The 14919-nt window shown below is 71.0% G+C and carries 11 protein-coding genes and 1 other RNA gene; 3 read left to right on the top strand and 9 right to left on the bottom strand.

Features of this window, described 5'->3' with window-relative positions; translation table 11 throughout:
• Nucleotides 1-24: 24 nt before the first annotated feature.
• The 4 genes from E4N62_RS00340 to E4N62_RS00325 form a co-directional block, all read right to left on the bottom strand.
• Nucleotides 25-1161, bottom strand: a complete 1137-nt coding sequence (locus E4N62_RS00340) for an acyltransferase (RefSeq protein WP_230212334.1) — start codon at nucleotides 1159-1161, stop codon at nucleotides 25-27.
• 114 nt (nucleotides 1162-1275) lie between these two features.
• Nucleotides 1276-3594 (bottom strand): glycosyltransferase, encoded by a 2319-nt coding sequence (locus E4N62_RS00335; RefSeq protein WP_374116891.1) that lies wholly within the window; start codon nucleotides 3592-3594, stop codon nucleotides 1276-1278.
• Complete coding sequence (locus E4N62_RS00330) at nucleotides 3594-4469, bottom strand: hypothetical protein (protein WP_230211412.1); 876 nt, start codon at nucleotides 4467-4469, stop codon at nucleotides 3594-3596. The genes E4N62_RS00335 and E4N62_RS00330 overlap by 1 nt, the downstream gene beginning before the upstream one ends.
• Before the next feature lie 262 nt (nucleotides 4470-4731).
• Nucleotides 4732-5706 carry a LysR family transcriptional regulator gene (locus tag E4N62_RS00325; protein ID WP_230211411.1) on the bottom strand — a complete coding sequence of 325 codons (975 nt, stop codon included), beginning with the start codon at nucleotides 5704-5706 and terminating at the stop codon, nucleotides 4732-4734.
• 323 nt (nucleotides 5707-6029) lie between these two features.
• On the opposite strand from E4N62_RS00325, the gene E4N62_RS00320 reads away from it, so the two are divergent.
• The 3 genes from E4N62_RS00320 (at nucleotide 6030) to E4N62_RS00310 (ending at nucleotide 10604) form a co-directional block, all read left to right on the top strand.
• Nucleotides 6030-7169 (top strand): MFS transporter, encoded by a 1140-nt coding sequence (locus tag E4N62_RS00320; RefSeq protein WP_374116890.1) that lies wholly within the window; start codon nucleotides 6030-6032, stop codon nucleotides 7167-7169.
• A 139-nt stretch (nucleotides 7170-7308) separates the two neighbouring features.
• Nucleotides 7309-9594 carry an alpha-xylosidase gene (gene yicI, locus E4N62_RS00315; RefSeq protein WP_230211410.1) on the top strand — a complete coding sequence of 762 codons (2286 nt, stop codon included), beginning with the start codon at nucleotides 7309-7311 and terminating at the stop codon, nucleotides 9592-9594.
• Nucleotides 9591-10604, top strand: coding sequence for a LacI family DNA-binding transcriptional regulator (locus E4N62_RS00310; protein WP_230211409.1), 1014 nt, complete (start codon nucleotides 9591-9593; stop codon nucleotides 10602-10604). The genes yicI and E4N62_RS00310 overlap by 4 nt, the downstream gene beginning before the upstream one ends.
• 77 nt (nucleotides 10605-10681) lie before the next feature.
• Here the strand turns inward: E4N62_RS00310 and ssrA are convergent.
• From ssrA to ftsE, 5 genes are all read right to left on the bottom strand, one after another.
• Nucleotides 10682-11068: a transfer-messenger RNA gene (ssrA, locus tag E4N62_RS00305) on the bottom strand.
• A gap of 112 nt (nucleotides 11069-11180) precedes the next feature.
• The gene (smpB, locus tag E4N62_RS00300) at nucleotides 11181-11723 is read right to left on the bottom strand and encodes an SsrA-binding protein SmpB (protein WP_221523121.1); all 543 of its coding nucleotides are present in this window, start codon (nucleotides 11721-11723) and stop codon (nucleotides 11181-11183) included.
• Nucleotides 11724-11834: 111 nt separating this feature from the next.
• On the bottom strand, nucleotides 11835-13100 hold the full coding sequence (locus tag E4N62_RS00295; RefSeq protein WP_230211408.1) for a S41 family peptidase: 1266 nt from the start codon (nucleotides 13098-13100) through the stop codon (nucleotides 11835-11837).
• A gap of 68 nt (nucleotides 13101-13168) precedes the next feature.
• A complete protein-coding gene (gene ftsX / locus E4N62_RS00290) occupies nucleotides 13169-14086 on the bottom strand; it encodes a permease-like cell division protein FtsX (RefSeq protein ID WP_184893417.1) in 918 nt (305 codons plus the stop codon).
• A gap of 40 nt (nucleotides 14087-14126) precedes the next feature.
• On the bottom strand, nucleotides 14127-14816 hold the full coding sequence (ftsE, locus tag E4N62_RS00285) for a cell division ATP-binding protein FtsE (protein ID WP_009320785.1): 690 nt from the start codon (nucleotides 14814-14816) through the stop codon (nucleotides 14127-14129).
• Nucleotides 14817-14919: the final 103 nt, after the last annotated feature.

Genomic DNA, 14919 nt, shown 5'->3' with positions numbered 1-14919 from the left:
TACGCAAGTGCGTATCCCGGTTGGTTACCGGGTCAGTACACGGCGGCTCGGCCACCATCGGGGTCTGCGCCGGGCCGCCAGGTCCTCCGCCCAGCCGAAGGCGACGACGCAGACGGCGATCAGCAGCCAGGTCACGACCAGCACGGGCCAGACGCTCTCCAGCAGCCAGGGCACGTGTCGTTCGAGGAACACCACGCTCCACAGCCGGTCCCACTGGGTCGCGGCGATCAGGATGCAGGTGTTGTGCCAGAGATAGATCGTCACCGCACGGGCGTTGAGCAGGGTGATCAGTCCGTCCCAGCGGCGCAGTCGGTCCGGCCACTCCCGCCACGACGGGCTGATGTGCAGCAGCAGCGCCACCGTGCCGACGGACCAGAGCGCCTGGGCGAACGGCATGCTGTCCAGGTCGTTGCCGGTGCCGAAGTCGTGGTTCAGGGCGTACCAGAGGCCGGCCAGGGCGACCGCCGGGGCCACGGAGGGGACGAGGTAGCGTGGCAGGCGCGCGAGGATGCCCTCCTGGTGGGCCATGCCGAGGATCCAGCAGGCGCCGAAGGTGCTGAAGTCCGTCAGCCCCGACGCGAACCGCTCGCCCGGCAGTGGGAGCAGGCCCAGCTCGAAGACCCCGGCCAGCGCGATCGGCGCGAGGACCGTGACCGCCGGCACCGCCCGCAGCGCGCGGAGCAGCAGCGGGGAGAGGACCACGTACCAGACGTAGGCGCGGACGTACCAGAGCGGTCCGGCGAGTTCCGCAGCCCAGTCCGCGCCGATGAGGCCGTGCACTGCGGGCAGGCCCTCGGCGTACGGCGGGTCGCTGATCGGGAGGATCCAGAACGTGAGGTGGAACCACCACCAGGCGGGGTGCCCGTCCGCGTCCGGCCCCCATCCCTGGAGCACCATCGCCGTCACGCCGACGACGCCGAGCAGCCACACGGGCGGCAGCAGTCGGCGCAGGCGGCCGCGGACGACGCCCGGGGCCGGGCGCTTCAGCGAGCGCGCCATGAGGTTGCCGGCGAGGGCGAACATCACGCCCATGGAGGGGAAGAGGAGCGGCAGCCAGGCCCAGCCGGTGAGGTGGTAGAGCACCACCCGGAAGAGGGCGAGGGCCCGCAGGAGGTCGAAGTACCGGTCCCGGCCGGGGCGCGGGCGGGCGGGTCCTGCGATCCGGCGCCGGCCTGCGGGGCACGCCCGGCGCGGTGGAACCGGACTGCGCGGAGTCGGGCGGCGTGGAGTCCGGGGGCGTGGAGTCCGGTGGCGTGGAGCCGTGTGCGAGGGTACTCATCCGACCGGCCTCCGCTCGCCCGACTGCTGCGGGGGCACGGCCGCCCCGTCCGCAGGCGCGCCAGGCAGCCCCACGGCCCCCGTCCGCCGCAGCTTCTGCCAGCGCAGCCGGCCGCCGGTCAGCGCCGTGATCCATGACTGGAGCAGGACGACGTACATCAGCTGGCGGTAGAGGAGTTGCTGCAGCGGGAGCGAGATCAGATGGGTCATGCGCTCCTTGTCGAGGTGGAACGCGAGGGCCGCGCAGACCACTTGGACGGCCAGGACGCCCAGCCAGGCGCCGATGGTCTTCTCCGTGGGCCCGAAGATCAGCCCGTAGAGCAGGAAGACGTCGATGAGCGGGGCCAGCAGGGGCGCCACGACCATGAAGAGGGACACCAGCGGCAGGCCCACGCGCCCGAAGCGGCCGGAGGGGCCCCGGTCGAAGAGCGAGCCCCGGTGCTTCCAGATCGCCTGCATGGTGCCGTACGACCAGCGGTAGCGCTGGGACCACAGCTGCTGGACGGATTCCGGTGCCTCGGTCCAGGCGCGCGCGTTCTCGGCGTAGACGACGTGCCAGCCGTCGCGGTGCATGGCCATGGTGATGTCGGTGTCCTCGGCGAGGGTGTCCTCGCTCATCCCGCCGACGCGTTCGAGGGCCGTGCGGCGGAACGCCCCGACCGCGCCGGGGATGGTCGGCATGCAGCGCAGGATGTCGTACATCCGGCGGTCGAGGTTGAAGCCCATCACGTACTCGATGTGCTGCCAGGCCCCGATGAGGGTGTCCCGGTTGCCGACCTTGGCGTTGCCCGCCACCGCGCCGACGCGGGGGTCGGCGAAGGGCTGGACCAGTTCGCGGACGGTGGACGGTTCGAAGACCGTGTCGCCGTCCATCATGACGATGATCTCGTGCCGGGCGTTGGCGATGCCCCGGTTGAGGGCGGCCGGCTTGCCCGCGTTGAGCTGCCGTACGACGCGGACGCCCGGCAGGTCCTTGCCCAGTTCCTCGACGATGCCGGCCGTGCCGTCGCTGGAGCCGTCGTCGATGACCAGCACCTCGATGGGGTGGTCGCTCGCCACCAGGGAACGGACCGTCTTCTCGATGCACTTGGCCTCGTTGTACGCGGGGACGAGCACCGAGACGGGTTCCGTGACCGGCCCGTCCGGGCCCCAGCGGAAGTTCCGGCGGCGGACCCGGCGGGCGTGCACGAGGGACAGGACCAGCATCAGGCCGAAGCGGGCGAGGACGAGGACGCCGACGACCGCGAGGGCGACGACGAGGACACTGGTCGTCTTCTCCGAGACCTGCACCAGGGTGACCCAGACCTTGCCCTTCACCAGGCCGAGGCCGGTGACCGGGGTGTGCGCGCTCGGAGCCTTCAGGGCGCCGGTCAGGGTGTCGAACTTGTAGCCCTTGACCTGGAGTTGCGGGATGTAGCGGTCCAGCGCGGCGACGGTCTGCGAGCGGTCGCCGCCGGAGTCGTGCATCAGCACGACCGCGCCCTCGCCGCGCTCGGGCGTGGACCGGCGGATGATCTCGGCGACGCCCGGCCGCTTCCAGTCCTGGCTGTCGGTGTCGCTGACGACGGTGATGTAACCGCGGCTGCCGATGTACCGCGTCACCGGCCAGGTCCGGTTGTCCATGCGCTGCGAGAACGACGAGTACGGCGGCCGGAACAGCGAGGTACGGATGCCGGCGGCGCCCGCGAGCGCCAGCTGGTTCTGGGAGAGCTCCCAGTCGATGCGGTCCTTGGTCTGGAGCGAGAGGTCCGGGTGGTTGAAGGTGTGCAGACCGATCTCGTGGCCCTCGTCGACCATCCGCTGGACCAGGTCCGGGTAGCGGGAGGCCATGGTGCCGGTGATGAAGAAGACGGCCTTGGCGTCGTGCTTCTTCAGCATGTCGAGCACCTTGGGGGTCCACCGGGGGTCCGGCCCGTCGTCGAACGTCAGGACCAGCTCGTAGTCGGGGACCTCCAGGCTGCGCCGGTTCTCCGAGCGGGTGTCGATCACGGGCCCGCCCTTCAGTATGTCCTTCGGCACCCGGTCGTTCGAGATGGGCGGCCCGACCCGGTGGTCCGCGAGGATCTCGCTGTGCACGTATCCGCGCAGCATGAGCATGGCCATCAGGGCGAGGAGCAGCACACTGGGCAGCAGGTAGCGCAGCGGCAGGCGCCGCCCGGAGCGCTTCTTCGGGCTCTTGCGCGACCGCTTGGCCTTCGCTGAGCCGTTCCCCGGGCTGCCGGCGGCGCGGCCCGTACTTGTGTTCGAGGAGTGCGGTGGGCGGGAGGGGCGCTTGGCGGCACGCGAAGGCGTGCCGCCGCGCTGGGAGCGGGTCATCAGGCGGGTGTCTCCGGGTTCTGCGGGTCCTGCGGGCCCGCCGGCTCCTGCGGGCTCTGCGAGCTGTCCGAGGTCGCCGGGGCCGGCTCGACGGGTGCCGGGGAGGCGGGACCGCCGGCGACGGTGTCCGTGCCGCCGCCGTCCGGAGCGGGTCCGGGGTCGGTGGTGTCCGAGGGCGCCGGCGAGGGCGAGTCCGAGGGGCTGGGGTCGGCCTTCGGCGGCTCGGACGCGGAGGCGGACGGCTCGGGGTCCTTGGCGCTGGTGCTCGGCTTCGGCTTCGGCACCACTCCGGCGCTGGGCGCGGCCGAGGGTTCGGCACCGGCGGACTTCTCCGGTTGCCTGGCCCGGCCCGACGCACCGGTGGGCGACTTGCCGCCGGGCGAGGCCGTGGCGCCCGCGCGGCCGCCGCCCGGACCGGAGTCCGGGACGAAACCGTCCGCCGTGTCGGACCGGTCGTCCGACTCGGCCGGCTCCGGAGGCGTGTCCACCTTGCCCGCCGGCTTGTCGTCCTTCTGCATCGGCACCGGCAGCCAGGGCGCGTCGGAGTTGCCCGACACCAGGGTGCCGACGATGACCACGGCGTACGCCGCGCAGGCGGTGCCGACGGCGATGCCGAGCCGCCGGTAGAGGTTGCGGCGCCGTCCCGACTCGTCGACGAAGACCGGCCCGTCGGAGTCCTGACCGGCGCCCGCCGCGTCCCCGTTCCGGCCGGCGTGCCTGCCGGTCCCTTCCTCCACCTCACGCCCGACGCCGTCGAGCTGCACGGTCACCTCGTGCGGATCGTGGTTGCGCCCGGGCTGGTCGGGCTGCTCCCAGGGCCTCGCCTCCACCTGGGAGACGGCTCCCGTTCTGCCGGCGGCGTCGGGCCAGACCACCCCGTCCGACGCACCACTGCCACTACCACTACGGCCCGGACCCGGGCCCTCGCCCTCGGTCCGCTTCGGCTGAATGCCCTTGGGCCAGTTGTCGACGTGCACGTACTTCCCCCCACGGGATCGTTCCGAGCGCGTGGTCGATGCCGGACGGTCGCACTTTCCTGTACCGGACCGGGCCCCCACCCGATCCGGGGCGCCCCACCCATCACACGCACCCGGGCCAACGAATGTATGGGCGGGAAAGATGTGCATGTGTGTGACGTCAGGTGAAGGTCATCATGATGAGTGCATCTGTGGGCGGAATCCACCCGTCCTCCGGATGTGACAGCCATAATTCCGCCCGCCCGAGTTCGGCCGCGGCCCTCCGCAGCGCGTCGAGCCCCGGATGACGGAACCCCTTGCGCCACACCAGCGAGACCGGGGACAGCGGCACGGGGTCGACGAGCGGCCGCGTCACCGTGCCCGGCATGGGCGGGAAGTCCACCACCGCCAGCACCGGTGACCTCGCCTTGGCCATGATCCGCTGGAACTCCTCCTCCCCCACGGCCAACGGGGCGGGCGCCGCGAGCTCGATGCCCCGCCCCTCGAAGAGCCGCGCCGCCAGATCCGTCCACTCCGGCGTACGGGGGTTCCCTGCGCCCGCGTACACGCGCTCGCCCGCGAGTTCCGCCAGCGGTACGGCGTCCAGCGCGGCCAGCCGGTGGTCGGCGGGCAGGATCACCGTCATCGGCGCGTACCGCACCGGCTGCTGCGCGAGCCGTGCCCGCACCGCCGGTTCGAGCCCGGCGAACCTCCCGAACGACACGTCCAGCCGCCCGGCGAGGATCTCGGCGGCCGCGTAGGTCAAGCCGCTCTCGTAGCGGGCCATCAACTCCAGCTCCGGCGCGAGTTCCCGGGCCCGCCGCAGCACGCGTGCCCCGGTGTCCAGTCCCGGCGAGTTCAGGTCCACCAGCAGGGGCCGCACCTGCCGGAACGCGGCCATCAGCTCCTCGTGCGCGTCCAGCACCCGCCGCGCGTGGGGCACCAGCCGCTCCCCGTCCCCCGTCAACACCACCTGCCGGGTGCTCCGCACGAACAGCTCCACCCCCAACTCCCGCTCCAGCCGCCGCACATCCCGGCTGAGCGCCTGCTGGGCGACGTAGAGCCGGGCGGCGGCCCGGGTGAAGTGCAGCTCTTCGGCGACGGCGAGAAATCCCCGGAGAAGCCGAGGATCGACGGCGTACGGGACAGCGGGCATCCGGCGAATCTACAAGCGAGGCGCGTGAATGGCGACGGAGTAAGTGTTGGACGATGGATCTTGAGCGGGGCAAGGGTGGACCGCATGCCGCACTCCCAACCCGACAAGCAGCACATGCCCCTGCTCACCGTCACCGCCGACACGTTGGTGGCAGCCGACTTCACCCCTCGCCACCGGCCCGGTAAGGGGCGCGGGGAACTGCGCGACCAGCCACAACGCACCCGCACCCGCCGACGCACCCCACCCCCACCCCCTACCGCGCCCTGTTCCGCACCGAAGGTTCCCTCCGCTTCACCGCCGGAAGCATCCTCGCCCGCCTCCCCATGGGCATGTTCAGCATCAGCGCGATCCTCATGATCGCCGGCTCCCGCGGCTCCTACGCCCTCGCCGGCGCCGTCGTCGCCACCGGCCTCGCCGCCACCGCCCTGGTCGCCCCCTGGACCGCCCGGCTGGTCGACCGCCACGGCCAGGCCAGGATCGCCGTCCCCGCCACCGCCGTCGCCCTCCTCGGCAGCCTCGGCCTGATCGCCTGTGTCCACTGGAACGCCCCCGACTGGACCCTGTTCGCCTCCTACGCGGCCACCGCCACGGCCCCCAACACCGGCGGCATGGCCCGCGCCCGCTGGGCCCACCTGCTGAAGGACGACCCGGCCGCCCTGCACACCGCCAACTCCTTCGAACAGGCGACGGACGAGCTCTGCTTCATGCTCGGCCCGGTCCTGGCCGCGTTCCTCTGCACCACCCTGTTCCCCGAGGCCGGCACCCTGATCGGCGGCCTGCTCTTCATGGCGGGCGTCCTGCTGCTCTCCGCCCAGCGCGCCACGGAACCGCCGCCCACGGGCCGTACGACCGCGAAGTCCCCCCTCAGGACCCCCGGGATCCCCCCGCTGCTCGCCGTCTTCCTCGCCACCGGCGCCGTCTTCGGCTCCCTGGAGGTCGTCACCATCGCCTACGCGGACGCCCGGGGCCACGCCTCCTCGGCGGGGGTGATCCTCGGCCTCCAGGCGGCCGGCTCCTGCGCGGCGGGCCTGGCGTACGGCACGCTGCGGGTGACGGGCCCGGCGGAACGCCGCTTCCGCAGGTGCCTGGCCGCGATGACCGCCCTGATGGCGCTGCCCTGGCTCACCGTCGCCACCACCGGCTCCCTGCTGTTCCTCGCCCCGGCTCTCCTCCTCGCCGGCATGGCCACCGCCCCCACGATGGTCACCGCCATGGCGCTGGTCCAGCACCGCACCCCGCAGGGCCGGTTGAACGAGGGCATGACCCTCGCCGTCACCGGTCTGCTCGGCGGGATAGCGGGCGGCTCGGCCCTCGGCGGCTGGATCGCGGAACACGACCCGGCGGCGGGCACCGGCCTCGCCCCCGGCACCACCGGCTTCGCGGTACCGGTGGCAGCGGCGGCCCTGGCCCTGCTGATCGCGGCGATCCGGACGAATTCCCGCCCGCCCATTGACGCGCTCTGAGGCCACCCCTACCTTCCATCGAAGCGCTTCGACTCCCTTCGTCGAAGCGATTCGACCACACCGTTCGACGATCGGGGCCCCGCAGGGGCTTCGATTCCTCCCTCGGCTTGCGGCGGGGGCATCCACAGAGGAGGGCCCCATGAAGTTCACCGACGGCTACTGGCTGCTGCGCGAGGGTGTCACCGCCGCACACCCGGTCGAGGTGCTCGACGTCACCGCGACGGACGGCGGCGCCCTGGAGGTGCACGCCCCGACCCAGCCCGTCCGCCACCGCGGCGACCTGCTGAAGGGACCGGTCGTGACGATCAGCGCCCACGCACCGATGCCCGACGTCATCGGTGTCACGTTCACCCACTTCGAGGGCGAGCGACCACGCGGCCCGCACTTCGAGCTGACGAGCGAGGAGTTCACCCCGCACACCTCCTACGACGACGAGCACGCCACCCTCACCGCCGGAGAGCTGTCGGTCCGGGTCTCCCGCACCGGCCCCTGGCACGTCGACTTCCTCGCCCACGGCCGCACGCTCACCTCCAGCGGCCCCAAGTCGATGGGCATCATGCGCGAGGCGTCCGGCGCCCACTACCTGCGCGAACAGCTCAACCTGGGAGTCGGCACCTCCGTCTACGGCCTCGGCGAACGCTTCGGCCCGCTGGTCAAGAACGGCCAGGTGGTGGACATCTGGAACGCCGACGGCGGCACGGCCACCGAACAGGCCTACAAGAACGTGCCGTTCTATCTCACCGACGCCGGCTACGGCGTCTTCGTCGACCACCCCGGCAAGGTGTCCTTCGAGGTCGCCTCGGAGGTCGTGTCCAGGGTCCAGTTCAGCGCGGAGACCCAGCAGCTCACGTACTACGTCATCTACGGCCCCACCCCGAAGGACATCCTCCGCAAGTACACGGCCCTCACCGGCCGCCCGGCCCTCCCGCCCGCCTGGTCGTTCGGCCTGTGGCTGTCGACGTCGTTCACCACCTCCTACGACGAGGAGACGGTGACCTCCTTCATCGAGGGCATGCGGGAGCGCCGGCTGCCCCTGTCCGTCTTCCACTTCGACTGCTTCTGGATGCGCGAGTTCCAGTGGTGCGACTTCGCGTGGGATCCCCGGGTCTTCCCCGACCCGGAGGGCATGCTGGCCCGCCTGAAACGCCGGGGCCTGAGGATCAGCGTCTGGATCAACCCGTACATCGCCCAGCGCTCCCCGCTCTTCGCGGAGGGCAAGGCCCTCGGCCATCTCCTGCGCCGACCGGACGGCAGCGTCTGGCAGTGGGACCTCTGGCAGCCCGGTATGGCGCTGGTCGACTTCACCAGCCCGGCGGCCCGCGAGTGGTACGCGTCGAAGCTGGAGGCGCTGCTCGCCCAGGGCGTCGACTGCTTCAAGACCGACTTCGGCGAGCGGGTGCCCCTGGACGTGGCCTGGTCCGACGGCACGGACCCGGAGCGGATGCACAACTACTACACCTACCTGTACAACCGCACCGTCTTCGACGTCCTGCGCAAACACCGGGGCGAGGGCGATGCGGTCCTCTTCGCCCGCTCGGCGACGGTCGGCGGCCAGCGCTTCCCCGTCCACTGGGGCGGCGACTGCGAGTCCACGTACGAGTCGATGGCCGAGTCCCTGCGGGGCGGCCTGTCGCTGGGCCTGTCGGGCTTCGGCTACTGGAGCCACGACATCGGCGGCTTCGAGGGCACCCCCTCACCCGCCCTCTTCAAGCGCTGGATCGCCTTCGGCCTGCTCTCCTCCCACAGCAGGCTGCACGGCTCGTCGTCGTACCGGGTCCCCTGGCTCTTCGACGACGAATCGGTCGACGTGCTGCGGAAGTTCACCCACCTCAAGCTCAGCCTCATGCCCTACCTCTACGAGGCCGCGCGCACCGCCCACACCGAGGGGGTGCCGATGATGCGGGCGATGGTGCTGGAGTTCCCGGACGACCCGGGCTGCGCGCACCTCGAACGCCAGTACATGCTGGGCCCCGACCTCCTCGTGGCGCCCGTCTTCGACGACGAGGGGGACGTCACGTACTACGTCCCGGAGGGCACCTGGACCCGCTTCCCGGACGGCGGCACGGTCACCGGCCCCCGCTGGGTCCGCGAACGGCACGACTTCCTGAGCGTGCCGCTGCTGGTCCGGCCAGGGGCGGTCGTCCCGGTCGGCGCGAGGGTCGACCGCCCGGACCACGACCACGCCGACGGGGTCACCCTGCACGCGTACGGCCTCGCACACGGCGCCCAGGTGACGGTCCCGGTGGGCGGGGTGACGTTCACCGTCGTACGGGAGGGGAACGTGCTGCGGGCCTCCTGCGGCGACCCGGCGGCGCCCTGGGGGCTGGCGGCGGACGGGCGTGAGGTCCGGGCGCAGGCGGGCACGGGATTCCTGACGCTGGGCCTGGACGGGGAGTCCGCTCCCGCGGAAACGAGGTCGAAGTGACGGTGAAGATCACGGACGTGGCCCGGCACGCGGGCGTCTCCCCGAGCACCGTCTCGTACGCGCTGAGCGGCAAGCGCCCGATCTCGGCGGAGACGCGGGCGCGGGTCGAGGCGTCCATCCGCGAGCTGGGGTACCGCCCGCACGCGGGTGCCCGCGCCCTGGCCGGCCGCAAGTCGAACGTGCTGGCGATGGTGGTGCCGTTACGGGCCGGGATCCATGTGCCGGTGGTCATGCGGTTCGCGGTCTCGGCGGTCACGACGGCCCGCGCGCACGACCACGACGTCCTGCTGCTGACGCAGGAGGAGGGTGACGAGGGCCTGCGGCGGGTGGCGGACTCGGCCCTGGTGGACGCGTTGATCGTGATGGACGTCCAACTCCACGACCCGAGGCTGCCGTTGCTGCGCACGCTGGAGCGCCCCTCGGTCCTGATCGGCTTTCCCGCCGACCCCTCCGGCCTGACCTGCATCGACCTGGACTTCAGGACGGCGGGCGAGCTGTGTGTGGAGCATCTGGCCGACCTGGGCCACCGGGTGGTGGGGCTGATCGGCTCGCCGCCCGAGGTCTACGTCCGCCAGACGTCCTTCGCCCAGCGTGTCGTCCAGGGATTCACCTCCGCCGCCACCCGCAACGGCATGGCCTCCACCGTCCACCCCTGCGAGGCCACCCCGGCGGCGGCCCGCGCGGTCGCGGAACGGCTCCTTCGCGAACAACCGGCCCTCACGGGTGTGGTGATCCACAACGAGGCCGTCCTGGAGCCCCTGGTCGACGCCTTCGAGCACCTGGGCCTGCGCGTCCCCGCCGACCTCTCGATCACGGCCCTGTGCCCGGACGACCTCGCCACCGCCTTCCCCGTCCCCGTCACCTCGATCGGTATCCCGGCGGCGGAGGTGGGCGAACAGGCGGTGGCCCTGCTGATGAAGAAGCTCTCCGGCACGCCCGTCCCGGAGGCCACTCTGCTCGCGCCCCGGCTGACCGTGCGCGCCAGCACGGCCCGCCGGGTGACGGGATGACCGGGTGTCGGTGCCCGCTGAGAAATGACGAGAGCCCCGCTGCCGTCATGGCAGCGGGGCTCTCGCCCACATGGGAATTGTGGAGATGGCGGGAATCGAACCCGCGTCCAACGGTGTAGAACCAGGGCTTCTCCGTGTGCAGTTCGCTGTGAATTTCTCGGCCCCGGCGATCACGCGAACAAGTCGCCGACGGGCCCAGTCACTGTTTGATTTCCCATGGAACCCCGTGACCGGGCTCAATGGTTTAGTTCCCTAGATTATGCCAGGATCCGGGCCGGGAACGCTCCCGGGCTGACACCCATCAGGGCCTTCGATCACTGCTTATCAGGCAGCGAGAGCGAAGGTCTGGGAATCGCGCTTGGTGTTGGCGATTATTTGGTGCGACATATGGTTAACGAGATCATTGCCGCTTCCTCGACACGCTTCCCCTGCCTCAACATCCGCTGTCGAAACCGATCATCCCCATGTTGTTTTTTCAACGCCCCCCGAAGGGGGCCGGCGCACCCGCTGTGAGGTGCAGAGCCATCGTACGTGACCAACGCGAGCGCGTGCCACCGTATTCCCGGCGGCCTCGCCCTACTGGCCCCGCTGCCTTCGCTTGGCCGCCGCGATCGCCCGGTCCGACTCCCGCCGGTCCTGCTTCTCCCGCAGCGTCTGCCGCTTGTCGTACTCCTTCTTGCCTCGCGCGAGCGCGATCTCGGCCTTGGCCCGGCCGTCCTTGAAGTACAGGGCGAGGGGCACGATCGTGTGACCCGTCTCCTGCGCCTTGGACTCCAGCTTGTCGATCTCCTCGCGGTGCAGCAGCAGCTTCCGCTTGCGGCGCGCGGAGTGGTTGGTCCAGCTGCCCTGGTGATACTCGGGGATGTGGGCGTTGTGCAGCCACGCCTCGCCCCGGTCGATCTGGACGAAGCCGTCGGTCAGCGAGGTCCGTCCCTCGCGCAGCGACTTGACCTCGGTCCCCATGAGGACGAGCCCGGCCTCGTAGGTGTCGATGATCGCGTAGTCGTGCCGGGCCTTCTTGTTCTGGGCGACGATCTTCTTCTTGCCGCCCTTCTCGCCGTCCCTGGCCTTGGCGGCCGTCCCGCCCTGCTTGGGCTGGGACTCCTTCGGTACGTACATTCCCTTGCTCATAGTGCCGTCCATTTTGGCACCACGGAGGGGGTGCGGGGGAAGCCGATTAACGGGCGTGATCAGCGTGCACGGTCAACGAGCACGATCACCGGGCGTCGCTCACTGCCCGAGGCCGCTCAGCACCGTCTCGGCCCGCTGCAGGGCGTCCTCGTCCGCTTCGAGGTCGGGGGTGATGCCCCGGCCGTCGACGCCCCGGCCGGAGGGGGTGCGGTAGTGGCCGACGGTCAGTTCGGCGACGGAGCCGTCGGGGAGGCGGCTCGGCATCTGCACCGAGCCCTTGCCGAAGGTCCGGGAGCCCACGACCACCGCGCGGCCCCGGTCCTGGAGGGCTCCGGTGAGCAGCTCGGCCGCGCTCATCGTGCCGCCGTCGACCAGGGTGACCAGGGGTCTGGTGGTGTCGCCGCCGGGTTCGGCGTGCAGGGCCCGCTGCCTGCCCTTGACGTCGTACGTGGCGACGAGGCCCCCGTCGAGGAAGGCGGAGGCGGCGGTGACGGCCTCGGAGACCAGACCGCCGGCGTTGCCACGGAGGTCGAGGACGAGGCCGGCGGCGTCGGCGGACTGCTCGACGGCGGCTCGTACGACGTCGCCGGAGCCCTTGGTGAACGCGTCGACCGTGATGACGCTGACCCCGCCCGCGGTACGGCTCACGGTCACGTCCTCGGTGGAGAGGCGGGCCCGGCGCAGGGTCGCGGACCAGGTCCGGCCGTCGCGCTCCAGCTCCAGCCGCACCTTCGTACCGGCGGCCGCGCTCTTCGGGGTCCCGGTGCCCCCGGTGCCCTCGTCGATCGCGTCGCCGCGGAGTAAGGAGACGACCTCGGTGACCGGGCGGCCGTCGACCTTCTCGCCGTCGACGCGGACGAGGCGGTCGCCGGCGCGGATCCCGGCGCGGGCGGCGGGCGAGCCGTCCTGCACCCGGGTCACCTCGATCCGGCCGTCGCGCTCCAGACGGGTCCAGAGGCCGACGCCGGTGTACTCGCCGTCGAGGGCCTCCTCGAACTGCTCGTACTCGCCCTCGGAGTAGACCGCGCCCCACCGGTCGCCGCTGCGGCTTACGGCCCGCTCGGCGGCCTCCACGGGGGACTTGCCCTCGGCCATGGCCTCGGCCGCGGCGTCGGCGACGTCCTGCTCCCTGTCGGCCGGGGTGGAGGCCGGGTTGGAGCGGGAGGGGTTCGCGACGACTGTGGCCTCCCGGCGCGGGTCGTCGAAGGAGCCGGTCGCGGCGCCGGTGGCGAGCACGCTCGCGAAGACCAATGTCAGGGCCGCCCCGCGGCTGATGCGGCGGGTTGAATTCAGAGGGGTCGCGCGCAGCGCGCCGAACAGGGTGGTGGCGGGTGACGGGCGGGAGAACAGGTCGCGGCCTGACATGTCGGCGAGTCTAGGACAACGCGAAGGGCCGTACCGGCCCTTGCCCGGTACGGCCCCAGGGGCATGCGTCACACCTTCAGGTACTTGCGCAGCGCGACGAACGCGGCCAACGCCGGCATCAGGAAGCTCACCGTGAGGATGAGCGGCAGCTTGATGAGGACCGCGTCCCAGCCGACGAAATTGATCAACGGCAGGTTCTGGGACAGTGACACACCGTTGTCGATCACGAAGTACTGGCCGAGCGCGAGGAAGGCGCAGGCGATCACACCGCCGATCACGCCGGCGACCGCCGCCTCCATGATGAACGGCGCCTGGATGTAGAAGCCCGAGGCGCCCACCAGCCGCATGATCCCGATCTCACGACGACGGCTGAACGCCGAGACCCGCACCGTGTTGACGATCAGCAGCAGCGCCACGATCAGCATGACCGCCATCACACCGCGCGCCGCCCAGCTCAGATAGCCGAGGAGCCTGAAGAGGTTGTCCAGGATGCCCTTCTGGTCCTGCACCGACTGCACACCGTCACGGCCGTTGAAGGCGCTCGCGATGACCTGGTACTTCTCCGGGTCCTTCAGCTTGATGCGGTACGACTCCTGCATCTGGTCCGGGGTGAGGCTGCTGGCCAGCGGGGAGTCGCCGAACTGCTCCTTGTAGTGCTTGTAGGCCTCGTCCTGGGACTCGTGGGCGACGTTCTCGACGACCGCCATCTTGCCCAGGTCGGACTTGATCTGGTTCTTCTGCTCGGTCGTGACGGCGCCCTTGGCGCAGTTGGGGTCGGACTCCGCGTCGCTCTTGTTGCAGAGGAAGATCGACACGTTGACCTTGTCGTACCAGTAGCCCTTCATCTGGCTGACCTGGTCGCTCATCAGCAGCGAGCCGCCGAACAGGGCGAGGGAGAGGGCGACGGAGACGATGACCGCGAAGGTCATCGTGAGGTTGCGGCGGAGACCGACACCGATCTCCGACAGGACGAACTGGGCCTGCATGGCGTCTCGATGAGCCTTTCGTGGACGGGGGCGGGGGCGGTCAGTGCTGGTAGCCGTAGACGCCGCGTGCCTGGTCGCGGACGAGGCGGCCCTTCTCCAGCTCGATGACGCGCTTGCGCATCTGGTCCACGATGTTCTGGTCGTGGGTCGCCATCACCACGGTGGTGCCCGTCCGGTTGATCCGGTCGAGCAGCTTCATGATGCCGACGGAGGTCTGCGGGTCGAGGTTGCCGGTGGGCTCGTCCGCGATGAGGAGCTTGGGCCGGTTCACGAAGGCCCGCGCGATGGCCACCCGCTGCTGCTCACCACCCGACAGCTCGCCCGGCATTCGCTCCTCCTTGCCGCCGAGGCCGACCAGTTCCAGCACCTGCGGCACGGACTTGCGGATCTCGCCGCGCGACTTGCCGATGACCTCCTGCGCGAAGGCGACGTTCTCGCCGACCGTCTTGTTGGGCAGCAGCCGGAAGTCCTGGAAGACCGTCCCCAACTGGCGCCGCATCTGCGGCACCTTCCAGTTGGACAGCCGCGCGAGATCCTTGCCCAGGACGTGCACCTGTCCCTGGCTGCACCGCTCCTCCCGGAGGATCAGCCGCAGGAACGTGGACTTTCCGGAGCCGGAGGAGCCGACCAGGAAGACGAACTCGCCCTTCTCCACCTCCAGGGAGACATCCCTGAGTGCGGGGCGGGTCTGCTTGGGGTAGACCTTGGACACGTTGTCGAATCGGATCACGGATGCACCACAAGCCGTCGGGGATGGATGGACGAGACTGTACCGCGCCGTGTTCCCGGTGAGGGCGCAGCCCGGTGCGGGGCCGCGCCCCGGTGAGGGCGCA

This window comes from Streptomyces sp. MNU76, assembly GCF_020982545.1.
Lineage (GTDB): Bacteria > Actinomycetota > Actinomycetes > Streptomycetales > Streptomycetaceae > Streptomyces.
This window is presented reverse-complemented; position numbering and strand designations above follow the sequence as displayed.

What these genes read in the sequence shown, in the direction of transcription:
- E4N62_RS00335 (WP_374116891.1), bottom strand. Translation starts at nt 3,594, where the DNA reads ATGACCCGCTCCCAGCGCGGCGGCACGCCTTCGCGTGCCGCCAAGCGC.
- E4N62_RS00325 (WP_230211411.1), bottom strand. Translation starts at nt 5,706, where the DNA reads ATGCCCGCTGTCCCGTACGCCGTCGATCCTCGGCTTCTCCGGGGATTT.
- E4N62_RS00320 (WP_374116890.1), top strand. Translation starts at nt 6,030, where the DNA reads ATGGGCATGTTCAGCATCAGCGCGATCCTCATGATCGCCGGCTCCCGC.
- yicI (WP_230211410.1), top strand. Translation starts at nt 7,309, where the DNA reads ATGAAGTTCACCGACGGCTACTGGCTGCTGCGCGAGGGTGTCACCGCC.
- smpB (WP_221523121.1), bottom strand. Translation starts at nt 11,723, where the DNA reads ATGTACGTACCGAAGGAGTCCCAGCCCAAGCAGGGCGGGACGGCCGCC.
- E4N62_RS00295 (WP_230211408.1), bottom strand. Translation starts at nt 13,100, where the DNA reads ATGTCAGGCCGCGACCTGTTCTCCCGCCCGTCACCCGCCACCACCCTG.
- ftsX (WP_184893417.1), bottom strand. Translation starts at nt 14,086, where the DNA reads ATGCAGGCCCAGTTCGTCCTGTCGGAGATCGGTGTCGGTCTCCGCCGC.